Annotated in this window: 18 protein-coding genes and 1 other RNA gene; 12 read left to right on the top strand and 7 right to left on the bottom strand. The window is 71.4% G+C overall.

What is annotated here, in order from left to right; genetic code table 11:
- The first annotated feature begins 102 nt into the window (after nt 1-102).
- Together ffs and G011_RS0116750 are read left to right on the top strand one after the other, a co-directional pair.
- An RNA gene (gene ffs, locus G011_RS30760) (signal recognition particle sRNA small type) lies at nt 103-198 on the top strand.
- Nucleotides 199-306: 108 nt separating this feature from the next.
- Entirely contained in the window at nt 307-2,499 is a 2,193-nt protein-coding gene (locus G011_RS0116750) for a DNA polymerase III subunit gamma and tau (RefSeq protein ID WP_019609494.1), read from the top strand.
- A gap of 191 nt (nt 2,500-2,690) precedes the next feature.
- On the opposite strand, the gene G011_RS0116745 is transcribed toward G011_RS0116750, so the two are convergent.
- Nucleotides 2,691-3,317 carry a TetR/AcrR family transcriptional regulator gene (locus tag G011_RS0116745; RefSeq protein WP_019609493.1) on the bottom strand — a complete coding sequence of 209 codons (627 nt, stop codon included), beginning with the start codon at nt 3,315-3,317 and terminating at the stop codon, nt 2,691-2,693.
- Between the two features lie 118 nt (nt 3,318-3,435).
- On the opposite strand from G011_RS0116745, the gene G011_RS0116740 reads away from it, so the two are divergent.
- Complete coding sequence (locus G011_RS0116740) at nt 3,436-3,651, top strand: DUF6243 family protein (RefSeq protein ID WP_026338375.1); 216 nt, start codon at nt 3,436-3,438, stop codon at nt 3,649-3,651.
- A gap of 215 nt (nt 3,652-3,866) precedes the next feature.
- Here G011_RS0116740 and G011_RS0116735 read toward each other — a convergent pair whose 3' ends face one another.
- Nucleotides 3,867-5,132: a methyltransferase domain-containing protein gene (locus G011_RS0116735; protein WP_019609491.1), complete on the bottom strand. Its 1,266-nt coding sequence runs from the start codon at nt 5,130-5,132 to the stop codon at nt 3,867-3,869.
- Between the two features lie 440 nt (nt 5,133-5,572).
- Here G011_RS0116735 and G011_RS0116730 point away from each other — a divergent pair, with 440 nt between their 5' ends.
- The 4 genes from G011_RS0116730 to G011_RS0116715 all read left to right on the top strand — a co-directional run bounded on the left by G011_RS0116730 (nt 5,573) and on the right by G011_RS0116715 (nt 9,272).
- Nucleotides 5,573-5,920, top strand: coding sequence for a YbaB/EbfC family nucleoid-associated protein (locus G011_RS0116730; RefSeq protein WP_017562872.1), 348 nt, complete (start codon nt 5,573-5,575; stop codon nt 5,918-5,920).
- Nucleotides 5,921-6,140: 220 nt separating this feature from the next.
- Nucleotides 6,141-6,740: a recombination mediator RecR gene (gene recR / locus G011_RS0116725; RefSeq protein WP_013155805.1), complete on the top strand. Its 600-nt coding sequence runs from the start codon at nt 6,141-6,143 to the stop codon at nt 6,738-6,740.
- Between the two features lie 202 nt (nt 6,741-6,942).
- Complete coding sequence (locus tag G011_RS0116720; RefSeq protein ID WP_013155804.1) at nt 6,943-8,214, top strand: aspartate kinase; 1,272 nt, start codon at nt 6,943-6,945, stop codon at nt 8,212-8,214.
- Nucleotides 8,211-9,272, top strand: coding sequence for an aspartate-semialdehyde dehydrogenase (locus G011_RS0116715; RefSeq protein WP_019609489.1), 1,062 nt, complete (start codon nt 8,211-8,213; stop codon nt 9,270-9,272). Before G011_RS0116720 ends, G011_RS0116715 begins: the two co-directional genes overlap by 4 nt.
- Before the next feature lie 213 nt (nt 9,273-9,485).
- On the opposite strand, the gene G011_RS0116710 is transcribed toward G011_RS0116715, so the two are convergent.
- On the bottom strand, nt 9,486-10,229 hold the full coding sequence (locus G011_RS0116710) for a GntR family transcriptional regulator (RefSeq protein ID WP_013155802.1): 744 nt from the start codon (nt 10,227-10,229) through the stop codon (nt 9,486-9,488).
- 364 nt (nt 10,230-10,593) lie between these two features.
- Here G011_RS0116710 and G011_RS0116705 point away from each other — a divergent pair, with 364 nt between their 5' ends.
- Both G011_RS0116705 and G011_RS0116700 read left to right on the top strand, forming a co-directional pair.
- Nucleotides 10,594-10,941 carry a PLD nuclease N-terminal domain-containing protein gene (locus tag G011_RS0116705; RefSeq protein WP_026338374.1) on the top strand — a complete coding sequence of 116 codons (348 nt, stop codon included), beginning with the start codon at nt 10,594-10,596 and terminating at the stop codon, nt 10,939-10,941.
- 194 nt (nt 10,942-11,135) lie between these two features.
- Nucleotides 11,136-11,783, top strand: a complete 648-nt coding sequence (locus tag G011_RS0116700) for a hypothetical protein (RefSeq protein WP_019609486.1) — start codon at nt 11,136-11,138, stop codon at nt 11,781-11,783.
- A 2-nt stretch (nt 11,784-11,785) separates the two neighbouring features.
- Here G011_RS0116700 and G011_RS0116695 read toward each other — a convergent pair whose 3' ends face one another.
- The 4 genes from G011_RS0116695 to G011_RS0116685 all read right to left on the bottom strand — a co-directional run bounded on the left by G011_RS0116695 (nt 11,786) and on the right by G011_RS0116685 (nt 14,060).
- Nucleotides 11,786-12,565, bottom strand: a complete 780-nt coding sequence (locus G011_RS0116695) for a cupin domain-containing protein (protein WP_019609485.1) — start codon at nt 12,563-12,565, stop codon at nt 11,786-11,788.
- Between the two features lie 151 nt (nt 12,566-12,716).
- Complete coding sequence (locus G011_RS29935; protein WP_036552771.1) at nt 12,717-12,992, bottom strand: DUF397 domain-containing protein; 276 nt, start codon at nt 12,990-12,992, stop codon at nt 12,717-12,719.
- The gene (locus G011_RS33000) at nt 12,989-13,171 is read right to left on the bottom strand and encodes a DUF397 domain-containing protein (protein WP_081642977.1); all 183 of its coding nucleotides are present in this window, start codon (nt 13,169-13,171) and stop codon (nt 12,989-12,991) included. Before G011_RS33000 ends, G011_RS29935 begins: the two co-directional genes overlap by 4 nt.
- 1 nt (nt 13,172) lies before the next feature.
- On the bottom strand, nt 13,173-14,060 hold the full coding sequence (locus G011_RS0116685; RefSeq protein WP_155979792.1) for a helix-turn-helix transcriptional regulator: 888 nt from the start codon (nt 14,058-14,060) through the stop codon (nt 13,173-13,175).
- A 229-nt stretch (nt 14,061-14,289) separates the two neighbouring features.
- Here G011_RS0116685 and G011_RS0116680 point away from each other — a divergent pair, with 229 nt between their 5' ends.
- The 3 genes from G011_RS0116680 (at nt 14,290) to G011_RS29930 (ending at nt 16,095) form a co-directional block, all read left to right on the top strand.
- The gene (locus G011_RS0116680) at nt 14,290-15,117 is read left to right on the top strand and encodes a helix-turn-helix transcriptional regulator (protein WP_019609482.1); all 828 of its coding nucleotides are present in this window, start codon (nt 14,290-14,292) and stop codon (nt 15,115-15,117) included.
- Nucleotides 15,118-15,208: 91 nt separating this feature from the next.
- Nucleotides 15,209-15,691 carry an ATP-binding protein gene (locus G011_RS0116675; RefSeq protein WP_036552770.1) on the top strand — a complete coding sequence of 161 codons (483 nt, stop codon included), beginning with the start codon at nt 15,209-15,211 and terminating at the stop codon, nt 15,689-15,691.
- Nucleotides 15,688-16,095, top strand: coding sequence for a hypothetical protein (locus tag G011_RS29930; RefSeq protein ID WP_019609480.1), 408 nt, complete (start codon nt 15,688-15,690; stop codon nt 16,093-16,095). Before G011_RS0116675 ends, G011_RS29930 begins: the two co-directional genes overlap by 4 nt.
- The last annotated feature ends 112 nt before the right edge of the window (nt 16,096-16,207 follow it).

The following is a 16,207-nucleotide window of genomic DNA, read 5'->3' as shown; positions in this document are numbered from 1 at the left end:
GCCTGCTCCGGAGGACGTCCCGCTCCGGAGGGCGACGCGCCCCGGGGGGGGAGGGGTGGGGCACGGGTTGCCCGAGCGGTCCGGGGTTCGGATACACTCGGGGCAGACCCCTCGTGCGGCGTCACCCTATGAACCTCCCCAGGGCCGGAAGGCAGCAAGGATAAATGGGCTCTGGCGGGTGCGCGGGGGGTCCTTTGTCTTTCTCCGGCCCGGTCGAACCCCTCCCGGTCCTCGTCAACCGGCGCGAGCTGTCACCGCCCGCGGGTTGAATGGACACGTGGCAGGGACCAGGGGAGGAATCACACCGTGAGCATCGCGCTGTACCGCAAGTACCGGCCCGCGACGTTCGGCGAGGTGCGTGGCCAGGAACACGTGACGGACCCGCTGCGCCAGGCGCTGCGCAGCGGACGGATCAACCACGCCTACCTGTTCAGCGGCCCGCGCGGCTGCGGCAAGACCACCAGCGCCCGCATCCTGGCCCGCTCCCTCAACTGCGCCGAGGGCCCCACCCCCGACCCCTGCGGTACCTGCGACTCCTGCGTCGCCCTGGCCCCCGACGGCGGCGGCAGCATCGACGTCATCGAGATCGACGCCGCCTCCCACGGCGGTGTGGACGACGCCCGCGACCTGCGCGAACGCGCCTTCTTCTCCCCGGTCAACTCGCGCTACAAGATCTACATCATCGACGAGGCGCACATGGTGACCAGGGAGGGCTTCAACGCCCTCCTCAAGCTGGTCGAGGAGCCCCCGCCGCACCTGAAGTTCGTGTTCGCGACCACCGAGCCCGAGAAGGTCATCGGCACGATCCGCTCGCGGACCCACCACTACCCGTTCCGCCTGATCCCGCCGAGCACCCTCAAGGAACTCATGGAGGACCTGCTCAAGGAGGAGGGCGTCTCCTACGACCCGGCCGCGCTGCCGCTGGTCGTGCGCGCGGGCGCGGGCTCGGCGCGCGACACGCTCTCGGTGCTGGACCAGCTCATCGCCGGTTCGGACGAGGGCGGCATCACCCGGGAGGGCGCCGTCTCCCTGCTGGGCTACACCGACTCCAGCCTGCTCGGCGAGATGGTCGACGCGCTCGGCGCCCGTGACGGCGCCGCCGTGTTCGGCCTGATCGACCGCGTGGTGGAGGGCGGACTCGACCCGCGCCGGTTCACCACGGACCTGCTGGAGCGCTTCCGCGACCTGGTCGTCCTGGCCGCCGTGCCCGACGCCCTGGACAAGGGCCTGGTCAACGTCGACCCGGAGGCGACGGAGCGGATGAAGGACCAGGCCGCGCGTCTGGGCCCGGCCGAGCTGAGCCGCGCGGCCGACATCCTCAACCAGGGCCTGACCGAGATGCGCGGCGCCACCGCGCCCCGTCTGCTGCTGGAACTCATGTGCTCGCGGGTGCTTCTCCCGGCCGCCGACGGCGACCAGGGTGTGGCCCTGCTGGCCCGCCTGGAGCAGATGGAGCGCCGGATCGCCTCCGGTGCCCTCGCCCCTCCCGCCGCGCCGGTCCAGCCCGCCCCCGCTCCCGCGCCGGTCACCCCGGCCTCCCCGGTGGTGCCCTCCGAACCCGTGCGCGCCGCCGCGGCCCCGGCCCCGTCGGTCGCTCCGGCCCCTGTGGAGGCCCCCGCCGCCCCGGCCCCGGCACAGCAGCGCTCCGAGCCCGCGGGCTGGGACGTCCCGGCCCGGCAGGCCGCCCCCGCGCGGAGCCAGACGCCCGCGGCGTCCGGCGGCTCCTTGGACCTGGGGCGCGTGCAGGGCGCCTGGCCGCAGATCCTGGAGGCGGTCAAGGGCCGCCGCCGGTTCACCTGGATGGTGCTGAGCGGCAGCGAGGTCCGTCCGGTCGGTGTGGAGGGCAACGCCGTCCTGCTCGGCTTCTCCCGGCCCAACGAGGCCAAGGGCTTCAGCAACAGCGGCAGCGACCAGGTGGTGGCCGCCGCGATCCAGCAGGTCCTGGGCATGGAGGTGCGCGTCGCGGCCGCGGGCAGCGCCGCCACGGCCTCCGCCGCCCCCGCGCGCAGGCCCGAGCCCGCGCGCCCGGCCGAGCCCGCCGGGTGGGACGCGCCCGCCGCCGAACCCGTGCGGTCCGGGGCGCCCGAACCCGCGCCGCAGGCGGCCTCCGGCCCGAGCCCCGCACAGACCCCGCGACCCGCTCCGGCACCGAACCCCGCACCGGAGTCCGCGCCGACCGGGCCGCCGCCGGACCGCATCGTCACCGGACTCCAGGAACCGCCGCCCGACCCCTACGAGGACGCGGCCGCCGCGCCGCCGCCCGAGTACGGCGACTCCTCGCCCGCGGTCGAGCAGGCCCCGCCCTCCCAGCCCGCCCCGCCGAGGCCCGAGACGGCGGCGCCGCCCGCCGGAGCCGCCTCCGCCGACGCCCCCGCAGGAGCGGGGGCCTCCAGGCCTCCCAGCGCCTCGGGGACGTCGGGCGCCGGGCTGATCGAGTCCGAGCTCGGCGGCCGGGTCATCGACGAGATCGAGCACGAGGCCCCGGACCCGTCCCTCTAGGTTCCCGCCACCGGGCCACGCGTTCGCCGCTGGCGGTCCGGGATCCTCGGGGCCGGTGCGCCGACCGTTGACGGTGTGGCGTGCGGGAGCCGCCTCACCGGTGATCTCGCTCCCGGGAGCACGGTGGGCCGTCGGCAGTGCCTCTGGGAGCGGGACCATCCGCGGCGGGAGCGTTTCGGCGGTCCGCCGAGTCAGTCCCGGGGGCGCAGCGCGCGCAGCACCGTGTCCACGAGCTCGTCCACGTACTCGTGTGTGAGCGGCCCGGTGCGCAGCAGCCAGCGCTGGTGGAACGGTCCGAGGAACAGCTCCGTGGCCAGCCGCAGGTCGATCTCCGGGTCCACCTCGCCCGCCGCCACGGCGGAGCGCAGCCGGTCCTCGAACACCCGCGCGTTCGGGCCCAGCAGGCGTTCCTGGACGACCTCGGCGAAGGCGGGATCGTGCTGGAGTTCGACGGTGAACGCGCGCGTGGTCCGGTCCATCTCCGGGATGCGGAACTCGTCCGCCGTGGCGCGGAGCACCGTCCGCATGTCCTCGGCCAGGTCGCCGGTGTCGGGCAGGGGCTCACCGGCGACCCCGCCGGTCAGCGCGGTGAACACGTCCAGGACCACGGCCGCCTTGGACGGCCACCAGCGGTAGATGGTCTGCTTGCCGACCCTGGCCCTGGCGGCGATCGCCTCCATCGTGAGCCTGGCGTAGCCGACCTCGCCCATCAGCTCGGTGGCGGCGTCGACGATGGCGCGCCGCGCGCGTTCGCTGCGGCGTCGGGGGTCGGGACCGCGGCGGACCCTGGTCTCTTCCTGTGCGGTGTTCTCTGCCATACCTGCCACGTTAACCGCTGAAAAATGACGAGACGTATCGTCTTGGTGCCGATATCCTACGGAGGTCGGATCGACTTGGCGAGGGGTTTCGCCCCGCCTGGAGGGAAAGGAGGTCCGCGTGGGCAGGAACAGCGACAATCTTCTGGGCATGGGCGGACAGCGCAACACCGTCTCGCGCTCCGCGCTTCGCGGAGGCAAGGGCGGCGGCCGTGGCGGCCCCAGCGACGACGCCGTGGAGCGCAAGCAGGAGCTGCTGCGCAAGCTCCGCGAGAAGCAGGGCAAGGACGCGGACGCGGTGTCCGAGAAGACCGAAGGCGCCCAGGGCGAGGCGTGAACGCGCGGCGGCCCTCCTCCGAGAGGGCCGTCGGCGTCCGCGCACCCCGCGCGATCCCTCGCGGTGCGCCACCGGCGCGGTTCCGCTGTACGCGCCGGTGCGCCTCCGCCGTGCGCGCCCGGTGCGCACGGCTTCCCGCCCGGAATCCGCTCCCCGCGTCCTCACCCGGAGCCCGCCTCCCGGAGTCGGATCCCGGCGTCCGCGCCCCGTCGCGGTCACACCGTCCAGCCGTGTCCGTCGGGTGAGTCCAACCACACCCGGTGCGTGCCGTCGGCGCCCACCGAGAGCCCGAAGCGGTCCGGATCGGGCGCGCCCAAACGCTTCCACAGCTCCAGGGCCTCCTCGAACTCGTCCCAGATGCTCCTCGGGCCGCCCTGTTCGATCATCCACGAGGTGCCGTAGGGGTACACGCGCACCCACGAGGCGCCGTTCCGGTCGAACACCCACACGCCCGACCCGGTGCCGATCCACCGCCGCCGCACCCGCCAGCCCGGCACCATCACCGACAGCGCGAACGCCGACGGGAAGGTCATCAGCGGCGCCACGGGGTCGGTCTGCGTGAGCCGGTACTCGTCGGGCTGCTGTCCCGAGTCCCGTACCGGGCGGGGCTGGGCGTCGGGGGTCCTCAGCGGCACGAACCCCACACCGCCGTGGAAGCTCGCCCGGGCCGAGCCGTCCCCGGGGCACTCCACGCGGGCGATCACCCCGGCCCCCTCCAACAGCCCCCACGGGCACACCACCAGGCCGTCGGGGCGCAGCTGCTCCACCCACGCGGGCGGCACACGGCGCACGCCGCAGGTCGAGGTGATCCGGTCGTAGGGCGCGCCGGGCGGGTAGCCGTAGTAGCCGTCGGCCAGGTGGACGGCGGGGGAGTAGCCCTCGGAGCGCAGGGCCTCGCGGGCGACCCCGGCCAGGCGCGGGTCGGTCTCCACGGACGTGACGGCGCTGTCGCCGAGCCGGTGCGCCAGCAGGGCGGTGTTCCAGCCGGTCCCGGTGCCCACCTCCAGGACCCTCTGCCCGTTGGCGAGGTCGGACAGCTCCAGCAGGCGGGCCAGGACCCGGGGCGCCGAGACGGACGAGGTCGCCGCCTCCGCCCGTTCCCCGGGGCCCGGGCCGTCCGGCCCACGGCTCCAGGGAACGGGCTCCCGGTCGTCGTGGGCGCGCTGCTCCCGGGGCTCCGGCTCCTGTTCGCCGGGCGCCCGGAACCCGGGGGCCCGGGGGTCGGGCGCCTCCCGGTACGCGGACGGGTCGGGGCCCTCGACCTGGGTCACGATGGCGTTGTCGGTGTACACGGCCGCGAGCCACCGCTCGGGGTTGCTGTTGGCGTTGAGGGCGGTCCCGTGCGCGGTCAGCGCGCCCGTCTCGGGGACGAACCGGTGTCTGGGCACCGACCGGAACGTGTCGGTGAGGGCGGCGTCGGTCAGCGTGCCGTCCGCGACCATCGCCTCGACCAGCGCCGAGTGGCGCTCTCTGGCGGTCAACACGTCCTCACTCCCCCGTGACTCTCAGCGTTACCGGTGGTGCCCGAGGGCACTACCGGGACTTTTGTGCCCCGCAGAACACCTTTCCAACCGAGAGTGATGTTAGCGCCACTCTTGGTTCTCGCTCCTGGTAGGTGCCCTTTCGGGAGAGTCGTCCTACCGTCGGGCGCGGCGTCCTCCGCCGTGCGGCCCCGCCCCGCGCCGCCGCCGTCTCCGCCCCGTCGCGGAGGAGTCCGCGCGGGGCCGGACGGGCCCTCCCGGAGCCCGGCGCGCGCCCCGATCAGCACCGCTCCGTCCCGGCGGCCCGTCCGCCTCCTCCCGCCGCCGACGGGCCCGCCCGCATGTTCGCTGATGACCGGTTACGCTCACAGCAACAGCGACATGACAGCGAGAACCAGCACCAAGAGTGCGGCGAGGAGACGGCCGTGAACCCTGGCGGAATGGACATGCAGGCCCTGCTCCAGCAGGCCCAGCAGATGCAGCAGCAGCTCGTGGAGGCCCAGCAGGCGCTGGAGGACGCCGAGGTCGAGGGCACCTCCGGCGGCGGCCTGGTCAAGGTCAAGCTGAGCGGGCGCGGACAGGTCGAGGACGTGACCGTCGCCCCCGAGGCGATCGACCCGGCCGACCCCGCCGAGAGCGCCCAGACCGTCGCGGACCTGGTCCTGGCGGCCATCCGCGACGCCGAGGCGCAGGTGGAGCGGCTCCAGCAGGAGAAGATGGGCCCGCTCGCCGAGGGCCTGGGCGGCGGCGGGATGCCCGGCGGCATGCCCGGCCTCCCCGGTTTCTAGCCCGGTCCGCGGCAGCCGCACGGACCTCCCGGTGCCGGTCCGCGGACCGGCACCGGGGCCGCTCCCGCTGTTCCCGCCGTCGTTCCCGGAACCGGGGAGCGGCCCCGGGAAGCCGGTCGGGCGGGCCCGCGCGTACGCGCGAGTCCGCCGCGCCGGATACGGTGGGGGGTGGGGATACGGACCGCCCCGACAGACCCGGTCCGTCACTGATGGGTAGGCGATGTACGAAGGCGCGGTGCAGAATCTGATCGACGAGCTCGGGCGGCTGCCCGGCGTCGGTCCGAAAAGCGCGCAGCGCATCGCCTTCCACCTCCTGTCCGCCGAGCACGCCGACGTCAAACGCCTCGTCAGCGCCCTCGTCGAGGTCAAGGAGAAGGTGCGTTTCTGCTCGGTCTGCGGCAACGTCGCCGAAGAGGACCAGTGCCGCATCTGCCGCGACGTCCGCCGCGACCCCGCCATCATCTGTGTGGTCGAGGAGTCCAAGGACGTCGTCGCCATCGAGCGCACCCGCGAGTTCCGGGGCCGCTACCACGTCCTGGGCGGCGCCATCAGCCCCATCGAGGGTGTGGGCCCCGACGACCTGCGCATCAAGGAACTCATGACCCGCCTGGCCGACGGCCAGGTGACGGAGCTGATCCTGGCCACGGATCCCAACCTGGAAGGGGAGGCCACCGCGACCTATCTGGCGCGGCTGGTCAAACCCATGGGGTTGAAGGTGACCCGTCTGGCCAGTGGCCTGCCCGTGGGCGGCGACCTGGAGTACGCCGACGAGGTCACCCTCGGTCGTGCCTTCGAGGGCCGCCGCAGCCTGGAGTTCTAGCGCGTCGCGTTCTGGAGGTCTAGCTCACATTCGCCGTTCATCCGCGCGAAACACGAGTAACCTCCGCCTGACCGGGTAAGCCCCATCGCCGGTGTGTCAAGACGCCACGCCCTCCCGTCGCAGGTCAGATGGGGTGGATGAGGTCGTCTGTGGCTACACTCCATTTCATTGTCTTGATCCCAACTCCTCAGGAGCATCGATCGTGGCCCTAATCGTGCAGAAGTACGGTGGGTCTTCCGTGGCAGACGCGGAAGCCATCAAGCGAGTAGCCCAGCGGATCGTCGCTCAGAAAAAGGCGGGATATGACGTCGTCGTCGTGGTCTCGGCCATGGGCGACACCACCGACGAACTCCTGGACCTGGCCGAGCAGGTCAGCCCGATGCCGCCGGCCCGCGAACTGGACATGCTGGTCACCGCGGGTGAGCGCATGTCCATGGCACTCGTGGCGATGGCCATCGAGAACCTGGGGTTCGAAGCCAGGTCCTTCACCGGTTCCCAGGCCGGTGTGATCACCACGTCGCTGCACGGCAACGCCAAGATCATCGACGTGACCCCGGGCCGGATCCAGGAGGCCGTGGGCGAGGGCGCGATCTGCATCGTCGCCGGTTTCCAGGGCGTCTCCCAGGACACGAAGGACATCACGTCCCTGGGCCGGGGCGGCTCCGACACCACCGCCGTCGCGCTGGCCGCCGCCCTGGAGGCCGACGCCTGTGAGATCTACAGCGACGTCGACGGTGTGTTCACCGCCGACCCGCGCATCGTGCCGAGCGCCCAGCGCATCCCCCAGATCTCCTACGAGGAGATGCTGGAGATGGCGGCGTCCGGGACCAAGATCCTGCACCTGCGCTGTGTCGAGTACGCGCGTCAGTACAACATCCCCCTTCACGTCCGTTCATCTTTCAGCCAGAAGCCGGGGACCTGGGTCGTCCCGGAAGTCGAGGAAAGCGAAGGCATGGAACAGCCGATCATCTCCGGTGTCTCTCACGACCGGAGCGAAGCCAAGATCACCGTCGTCGGCGTGCCCGACAAGGTCGGCGAGGCCGCGACGATCTTCCGGGCCCTGGCCGACGCCGAGATCAACATCGACATGATCGTCCAGAACGTGTCGGCGGTCTCCACCTCGCGCACCGACATCTCCTTCACGGTCCCCAAGGACTTCGGCAAGGAGGCCGTCGCCGCGCTCAAGAAGGTGCAGGACAAGGTCGGGTTCGAGTCCCTGCGCTACGACGACAAGATCGGCAAGGTGTCGCTGATCGGCGCGGGCATGCGCTCCTACCCGGGTGTCACCGCCCGCTTCTTCGACGCGATCGCCGGTTCGAGCACCAACGTCGAGATGATCTCCACCTCGGAGATCCGCATCTCGGTGATCGTCGAGGAGGACCAGATCGACGCGGCCGTCCGCGCCGCCCACAGCGAGTTCCAGCTCGACGCCGACCAGGTCGAGGCTGTCGTCTACGGAGGTACCGGCCGATGAGCAACCGTCTTCCCACCCTCGCCGTCGTCGGCGCCACCGGCGCCGTCGGCACCGTGATGCTGGACATCCTGACCCAGCGCGAGAACGTCTGGGGCGAGATCCGCCTCGTCGCCTCCCCGCGCAGCGCGGGCAAGGTCCTGCGCGTGCGCGGCGAGGACGTCGTAGTCCAGGCCCTGGCCCCCGAGGTCTTCGACGGCGTGGACGTCGCCATGTTCGACGTCCCCGACGAGGTGTCCAAGGAGTGGGCGCCGGTCGCCGCCGCCCGCGGCGCGGTCGCCGTCGACAACTCCGGCGCGTTCCGCATGGACCCCGACGTCCCGCTCGTGGTGCCCGAGGTCAACGCGGACCAGGTCCGCAACCGCCCGCGCGGCATCATCAGCAACCCCAACTGCACCACCCTGTCGATGATCGTGGCCATCGGCGCCCTGCACCGCGCCTACGGCGTCACCGACCTGGTGGTCTCCTCCTACCAGGCCGCCTCCGGCGCCGGCCAGGAGGGCATCGACACCCTGCGCGACCAGATGGCCAAGGCCGGTGCCGACCGCAGCCTGGGCGACACCGCGGGCGACGTGCGCGCCGCCGTCGGCGAGCTGGGGCCGTTCCCGGCGCCGCTGGCCTACAACGTCGTTCCGTGGGCGGGTTCGCTCAAGGACGGCGGCTGGTCCTCGGAGGAGCTCAAGGTCCGCAACGAGTCCCGCAAGATCCTGGGCCTGCCCGACCTGCGCGTCTCGGCCACCTGCGTCCGCGTCCCCGTGATCACCACCCACTCGCTGGTCGTGCACGCGTCCTTCGCCGAGGAGGTGCCCGCCGACGCCGCCCGCGAGCTGCTCGGCTCCGCGGAGGGCGTGCGGGTCCAGGACGACCCGGCCAACGGCGAGTTCCCGACCCCGGCCGACGTCGTGGGCACCGACCCGACCTGGGTCGGCCGCATCCGCCAGTCGCTGGACGACCCGAAGTCGCTGGACCTGTTCCTGTGCGGTGACAACCTGCGCAAGGGCGCCGCGCTCAACACGGCGCAGATCGCCGAGGTCGTGGCCGGGGAGTTCACCCGGGCCTGACCGCGCACACCGCCGGACGTCTCCAGCCGGTCACTCCGCGTGACGGGGAACGGTTGGGCGGAGCAGGCGTCCGGTGGTGTCCGTACCGGCGCGACGGCCGGTGGGCGATGAGGGCGGCGGCTCCCTCCCAGAGGAGGGGCCGCCGCCCTCACGCGTGCCCGGGGCCGGCACCCGGGTTCCCGTCCCGGAGCGCCGGACCCGCGCGAGCCCGGGTCAGTACCGCCGCGGGTCGCCGACGCGGCGGGGCCGGGCCAGTGTCAGTTTGTAGAGGAGTCGACACTGCTCGGACGAGCCGATGAGGTCGGAGGTCTCCACCGGCCGGTTGCCGCTGAAGTGGGTGCGCTCCACCACCAGCACGGGTATCCCCGGCGCCGACCCGAGCAGGGAGGCCTCGGAGTCGCGCAGCGCGCGGACGCCCACCTCCTCCACCACCCGGTCCACCGGGTGGCCCGCCGCGCTGAGCCGTTCGAGCAGTCCGCTGCCGGGCGAGCTGTCGAAGGGGGTGCGCAGGGTGCCCGCGGTCAGGGACGCGGGCTCCCAGGACCGGTGCAGGGTGATCGGCAGTTCCGAGGACAGCCCGCGTGAGGTGGTGCGGTACACCGGTTCCCCCTCGCGCAGCCGCAGCCGCAGGCTCAGCGGCGGCGCGCACTGCTCCTGCTCGGTGCCGATCGACTCGCGGCTGAGCCGCCCCAGGCCGGAGCCGGAGGAGGAGTCGGTCCGGCAGATCCGGAAGAGTTCGGGGACGGTGCGCACGTAGTACCCGGAGCCGGGCCTGGACTCGACCAGGCCCTCGGTGACCAGGAGTCGGAGCGCGGTGCGGGAGATCTGCTCGCTGACCCGGTAGGAGCGCGCCAGCCGGGTCCGGGAGGGCAGACGCGTGCCGGGCGGCAGTTCCCCGCTCAGGATCGGACCGCGCAGCTGTTCCGCCAGCCAGAGGTACCTGGGTTGCCTGCCCACGGTCACCGGGCCTCGGCCGTGCGGCCTCCCGTCGCCCGTTGGTCTCTGCGCTTGGCCAGGGGGACGGGGACGCCGTGGTCGCGGGTGCCGGGGCCGCCACCGTCACCGGTGGGGGACCCGGGGGGGAGAAGGGGAGTGAACCTGCCAGATCGCCGAAGCTCGCCCATGGTTCCCAGTAAAGCAGCGAGAGGGCCTGACAGGGGCACTTACCTGAAAGTAGTGACGTGCGTTCGGAAAGTCACCACGGAATCGGAATCCGGTCCTTGCGTAGTGGAAACGCCCGAAAACAGGAAGCACCACGGGATCCCCCGCCCAAAAGGTTACTCTGCGTAACAATAGGGAGTGTGCCTTGTTGGGGGAGACCATGATCACGAACCTCGCGGACCGCGCGGACACGGCCGTCACCTGGATGAGCGGGATCTTCGGAGTGGTCCTGGCGCTCGTGGGTCTGGCGCTGCTGGTCCTGCTCGTCGCCGCGGTCATCTCGGCGCTGGCCGACCGCGACACCTCCGCGGGCGGCAAGCTGCTGTGGGTCATCTTCATCCTCTGGTTCCCGCTGTTCGGGCCGATCGCCTGGTTCGTGGTGGGCCGCAAGGGCCACCTCAACCGCTTCCTCGGCATCGACAAGGGGAGGGCCCGCCACACGATCCCGGCCAGCGTCGGCCAGCACAGCGACGTGCCGCCCGACCGCAACGGACTGAGCCACGCCTGAGCCCGGCGCCGGGAGCCGCGGCGGGGAGGGGAGCCCCGGAACCGGGTCGGGACCCGGATCCGGGGCTCTCCCGTGTCCGGCGCCGGGAGGGAAGGGTTGTACACAGCCCTGTGGACAACCGCGTCAGCGCCCTCCGGCCGGGTATCAGCCCTGTACCAGGACGCATCCGACCACACCTGGAAGGGGGCCGGGAGATGGCCAGGAACGCCGACGTCGCCCGCGCCGTGGTGGACGAGGCGGGGACGACCCTCGCCGCCGAGGCCGGGATCCGGATGGCGGACAGACCCTCAGCGCTGTGGCAGCTGCTGGTGCTGGTCAACCTGCTGTCCGCGCGCATCTCGGCGCGGATCGCGATCGCCGCCGCCCGTGAGCTCAACGAGGCGGGCGGCACGACCCCCGACGGTATGGCCTCGCTCAGCTGGCAGGACCGCGTGGACGCGCTGGGGCGCGGGCACTACGTGCGCTACGACGAGAGCACCGCCACCCGGCTGGGCGAGTGCGTCGACCGGGTGCGCGAGGAGTACCAGGGCGACCTGCGCAGACTCGGGGAGCGCTCCGAGCACCGGACGAGCCGGGTGGAGGCGATGGTCCGGGAGTTCTCCGGCATCGGGCCGACGGGCGCCGTGATGTTCTGCCGGGAGGTCCAGGCGGTGTGGCCCTGGCTGCGGCCCTACACCGACAAGTACGTGCTGGGCGGGGCCAAGAAGGTCGGCCTGCCGGAGGACGGCGGCAAGCTCGCCAAGCTCGTGGAGGGCGACGAGGTCGCGCGCCTGGCGGCCGGGCTGGCCCGGATCGCGCGCGACGGGGACCTCGCCGACCGCGTCCGCGAGAGGGTCGGGTGAGGTCAGACCGCCTCGAAGTCGGCGAAGTCGAAACCGGGGGAGACGAAGCAGCTGACCAGCGCCTCCCCGCCGCCCAGCGGGCGGGCGGCCTGCCAGGTGCCGGCCGGGACCACCGCCTGGAGGCGTTCTCCCCGCTCTATCCCCGAGCCCAGGGTCACCTGTCCGTCGGGCTCGGGCGCCCCTCCCGTGCCGCCGTACTCCAGCACCAGGGGCCCGCCCCGGTTGAACACCCACACCTCGTCGGAGCGCACCCGGTGCCAGCGCGACTCCTCCCCGGGGCCGAGCAGGAAGTGGATGCCGGTGGCGGTGGACCGCGGTCCCGGGTAGCCCTCCGGGTGCACGGTGACGCCGCTGTGCCAGGTCTGCCGGTACCAGCCGCCCTCGGGGTGCGGCAGCAGGTTGAGCGCCTCGGCCGTGGCGGGCCGCTCCTCGGCGCCGGTGTAGCGGCCCGAGGGGTCGCGGCGCAGGTAGCGCACGCCCGTCACGGCCGCTCGGGGGATCGGCCCGTACACGTGCGGGAAGAGGACGTCGTCCCCCACGCCCGGCGGCGGGGCGGGCTCGGCGGCCTCCCAGTGCACCTCGCAGCCGACCGCGTCGGTGTCCACGACGAGGGCGACCAGCTGTTCGGAGGCGTCGGTGTAGAAGGCGTTGGCCACCGCGAGCAGGGTGGGCTCGTCCGGCGAGGCGTGCACGAACCCCTGGGTGCGCAGGGAGTCGGCCTCGATGTCGCCGCTGCCGGAGGTCCAGCGTTCGAGTTCGGTCATGTGCAGCACGTGGGGCATGAGGCCGACCGTATACCAGTCGGGGTGCGGCGGCCCGTTGTCCACAGGCTGTGGACGGAGCGCGCGGACGCCCGGAACCGGTCAGCGCGCCTGTGGACGAAGAAGTCCCCGTCTGCCCGGTGTCGGCGGACGGGGACTGCTGGTTCTGCGGTTAGTGGTGGGTGTTCTTGGTGCCTCTGATGAAGGCGTGCCACTCGGTGCGGTCGAACACGAGCGCACCGAGTTCCCTGTGCTTGGTGTCGCGCATCGCCGTGCCGCTGTCCAGGTCGGCTACTTCGACGCATTCGCCATGAGATCCGCTGTAAGAGGATTTGCGGAACGCAGTGGGGACACGGGCGACCTCTACGCAGGCGCTCTGCCCTGCGCTGTAACTCGACTTGAACCAGATTGCTGCTTCTTCGTCGGAGAAGCGGCTGCGGCGCTTCATGCGTCTTCCTTCACGTATGAGAGGAAACGGGCCCATTCGGGGTTTGGCACCGGGAGAGTGGGACCGTGGAGCTGTGTGGTGTCGCCCAGTTCCACGATGTTCTGTTCGGGGCGGCGGGCCCGGACACATCCCTGAGGTCCGCTGTAGCTGCTCTTGCGCCACTCCTGACCCGTCAACATGTCATGCTCCCAAGTCTTCGATCGCCTGCTCGATGAGGTGCTGAGACTCCTCGGGGCCCAGCGCCTGAGCTAGAAGGACATTCCACGCCTGTTGGTAGCAGGCGACATCTGGCTCGTTTTCAACATAAACGGTGCTTGTCATGAGCTCGACTTGGGCGACAGTCAGGCTCGGCAAGTCCAGCAAGGTGAAAGAGCCGGTCATCGCGGCATGTGGGCTGCACGGCTGACGCAGCACCTGGATGGTGATGTTGGACGTTTCGGCTTTGGCCAGCAGGTGCCGGAGCTGTCGGGCGAAGGCGGCCGGGTCACCGACTGGCTGTCTCAGGATCGCCTCGTATAGCACTGTATGCAGATCGAGAGGCCCGTCCTCGCGCGACAGAACACTCTGCCGGTTCATTCGGACGTCCACGAACTGCTCCAGTTGCTCGCGGTTCTTGTGCTGGTTGAGCGCCATCCCCAGGTTGACCGCGTACTCCCGCGTCTGAAGGAGGCCGGGGATGTACTGGAGCTCCCAACATCTTGCGGTGAGCGCTGTCGACTCCAACCGCACCAGATCGACGTAGCTGGGTGCCAATCCATCGGCGTACTCGACCCACCAGCCGCGGCGCTCTTGTTGGATCTCACTGGCTATCGCCAGGATGCGCTCCCGTGTCTGTGTCGTTGTGACGCCGTAGCCGTCGAGGATCGGCGGGAAGTCCCGGACAGGGAGAGTGACCAGTCCGTTTTCCAAACGGCTGATCGAGGGGGCCGAACGCTTAAGGGCTTTGGCGGCGGAAGCCAGGGACCTGTGTCCGGCTTCCAGGCGCAACTCCATGAGGAGTTCACCCAACCAGCGCTGACGGACGGAAGGCTGGGGATCCGGCTCGTTCACATGCATCCCTTCGGGCAACTGCCTCAGTGTCCCACGTGTCACCTGACCCGGTGAGGCCAGTGCTCTACTCCTATGAATTTATTTCTTGATGAAATTATTGCACCGATCATGATCGTGGGGCATGATGCCTTCAAGGGTGACGGCTTGATCGCCGTCCGTTACTCCTTTAGGAGGCGTCATGGTTGTGGGACCACGAGGTCCGGGTGCTGCTCAGGAAGAACTGTCGACTGGTCCCAAGCTTGAATGGGTGCAGTTCGGCAGGCGGGTCGAGCAGTTGCGGCTGGCGGCGGGACTCTCCCATGAGGACCTCGCCATGCGCGAGGCGCTGAGCGCCGACGAGCTGCGCCGCGTCGAGTCCGGTGCCACCGTCCCGTTCCGCTCGACCGCCAACTACCTCGACGGGAGGACCGGGGCGAGGGGACGCCTAGTCAACGCCTGGGCCCGCGCGACCATCAACACCCACCTCGCGGCCGGAGCGCCCCCGCACGGGCTCGACTCCGGCGCGGGCACCGTCCGCGAGTTCCACCCCGGTCTCATTCCCGCGTCACTCCAGACCCACGACTACTCCACCGCTCTGGGCCGGGACCACGGCCGTGGCAGGAAGAGCGGGTGGAACAGGAGCGACGGCCTGCGCGTGGTCGTCAACGAGACGGCCCTGCGCACCGCGATCGGCGGCCGGGAGGTGATGCGCGAACAACTGCGGCGTCTCCGCGGCTCCGTTCGCGACAGCGGTCTGCGCTTCCAGATCATCCCCCGGGAAGCACGCGAACACCCCTGTCCCATGGGCCCCTTCCGCCTGCTGACGCTCGGCCCCTCCTACACCGTCGCCCACGTCATGGCTCCCTGCGGCGACGGCCAGCTCATCACCGAACCCGGCGACGTCCAAGCGTTCATCGACCTGTTCGAGGACCTGCGCGGCGCCGCGCTTCCGACGGCCGAATCCCTGGACCTGCTCACCGACATCGCGGCCGCGTTCGACACGACTCCCGCACGCAGGGCCATCACGGCCGGTCAGGCCGACAGTGACACGTCCACACCGCTCGGCGGTCCCGCCGCCCAGCATGCCGCCCGCTGAGGGCGGACGAACAAAAAAGGCCCTGGCGGGTGCACTAACACCCCCAGAGCAGGCCGACACCCAAGCAATAACCAGAAAGCGAGTTGTCGACATGTCCATTGTGCCGCAGGTGATACCCGCCGATCCCCGGTGGAAGGCCCGGATCTACCCCGGAACCCTCTCCCGGATGTCCGACGTCCGAGCCGACGTGCGCACCGACCTGGCCGGGTTCGACGACGACTTGGTCGAGACGGTGGCCCTGTGCGCCAGCGAGGCCGCCGCCAACGCCGTCGAGCACACCTGTTCCGGAGAACCCGGAGGACGTGTGCTCCGCTCTCTGTTCCTCACCAACCCCGGTGTCCTGCGTCTGGTCCTGGTGGACGACGGCGCCCGGGAGACCGCGCCGCGCATACCCGAACAGCGCACCGAGACGGAGTGGATAACCGCCGAACGCGGACGCGGACTCCTCCTCATCGACAACCTCGCACAGACCTGGGGTACCTACCCGGTCGTCCCGTTCCCCTTCTGCGCCGACCTGGGAACGGCCGTGTGGGCCGAGTTCGCCATCCCCGGTGCGGGCGAAGCCCTCCGATGACCGCCGTCACCGTGAACCCGAGCATGCGGGAGGTGCTCGGCGCACCCCGGGGCCGTCGCTTTTCCCGTCCCTCGCACACCTCCGAGCCCACCCCGCTCACGAGGGAACAGCGGCTCCTCGAAGAGATGCGCGGCAACCCACGGGTCGCCTACCGGCTCGAACACGGCGTTCTGCCCCATTGGATGAGGGTGGTCGAGGAACGCCGCGACCGGCGGAACCGGTCTTTGGCCCGCCCAGGCGTTCTGGAGGAGGGAACCGAACCTGCCGAGGGCGGACGCCACCGCCGCCACCGGCGGCCCCTCCGCGAACGGTTCCGGTGGTCCGGCTGGCGGGTGCTGTCCTACGGCGTGGCCGTCGCGGGCGGGTCCCTTCTCGGCCAGGTCTTCGCCATGCCGCCCTGGTGACGTGTCCCCTTGCCCGTTCGCCCGCCCGCTCGCTCGTTCGGCTGTCCACAGCCTGTGGACAGCGGTGGCCGCCACGCCGGGACCTCCGGTGTCGGAGCGGTGAGGGCGCCGC

Source organism: Nocardiopsis sp. CNS-639, assembly GCF_000381685.1.
GTDB classification, from domain to species: domain Bacteria; phylum Actinomycetota; class Actinomycetes; order Streptosporangiales; family Streptosporangiaceae; genus Nocardiopsis; species Nocardiopsis dassonvillei.
The sequence above is the reverse complement of the archived record's forward strand: the minus strand, read 5'-3'. Positions and strand labels throughout refer to the sequence as shown.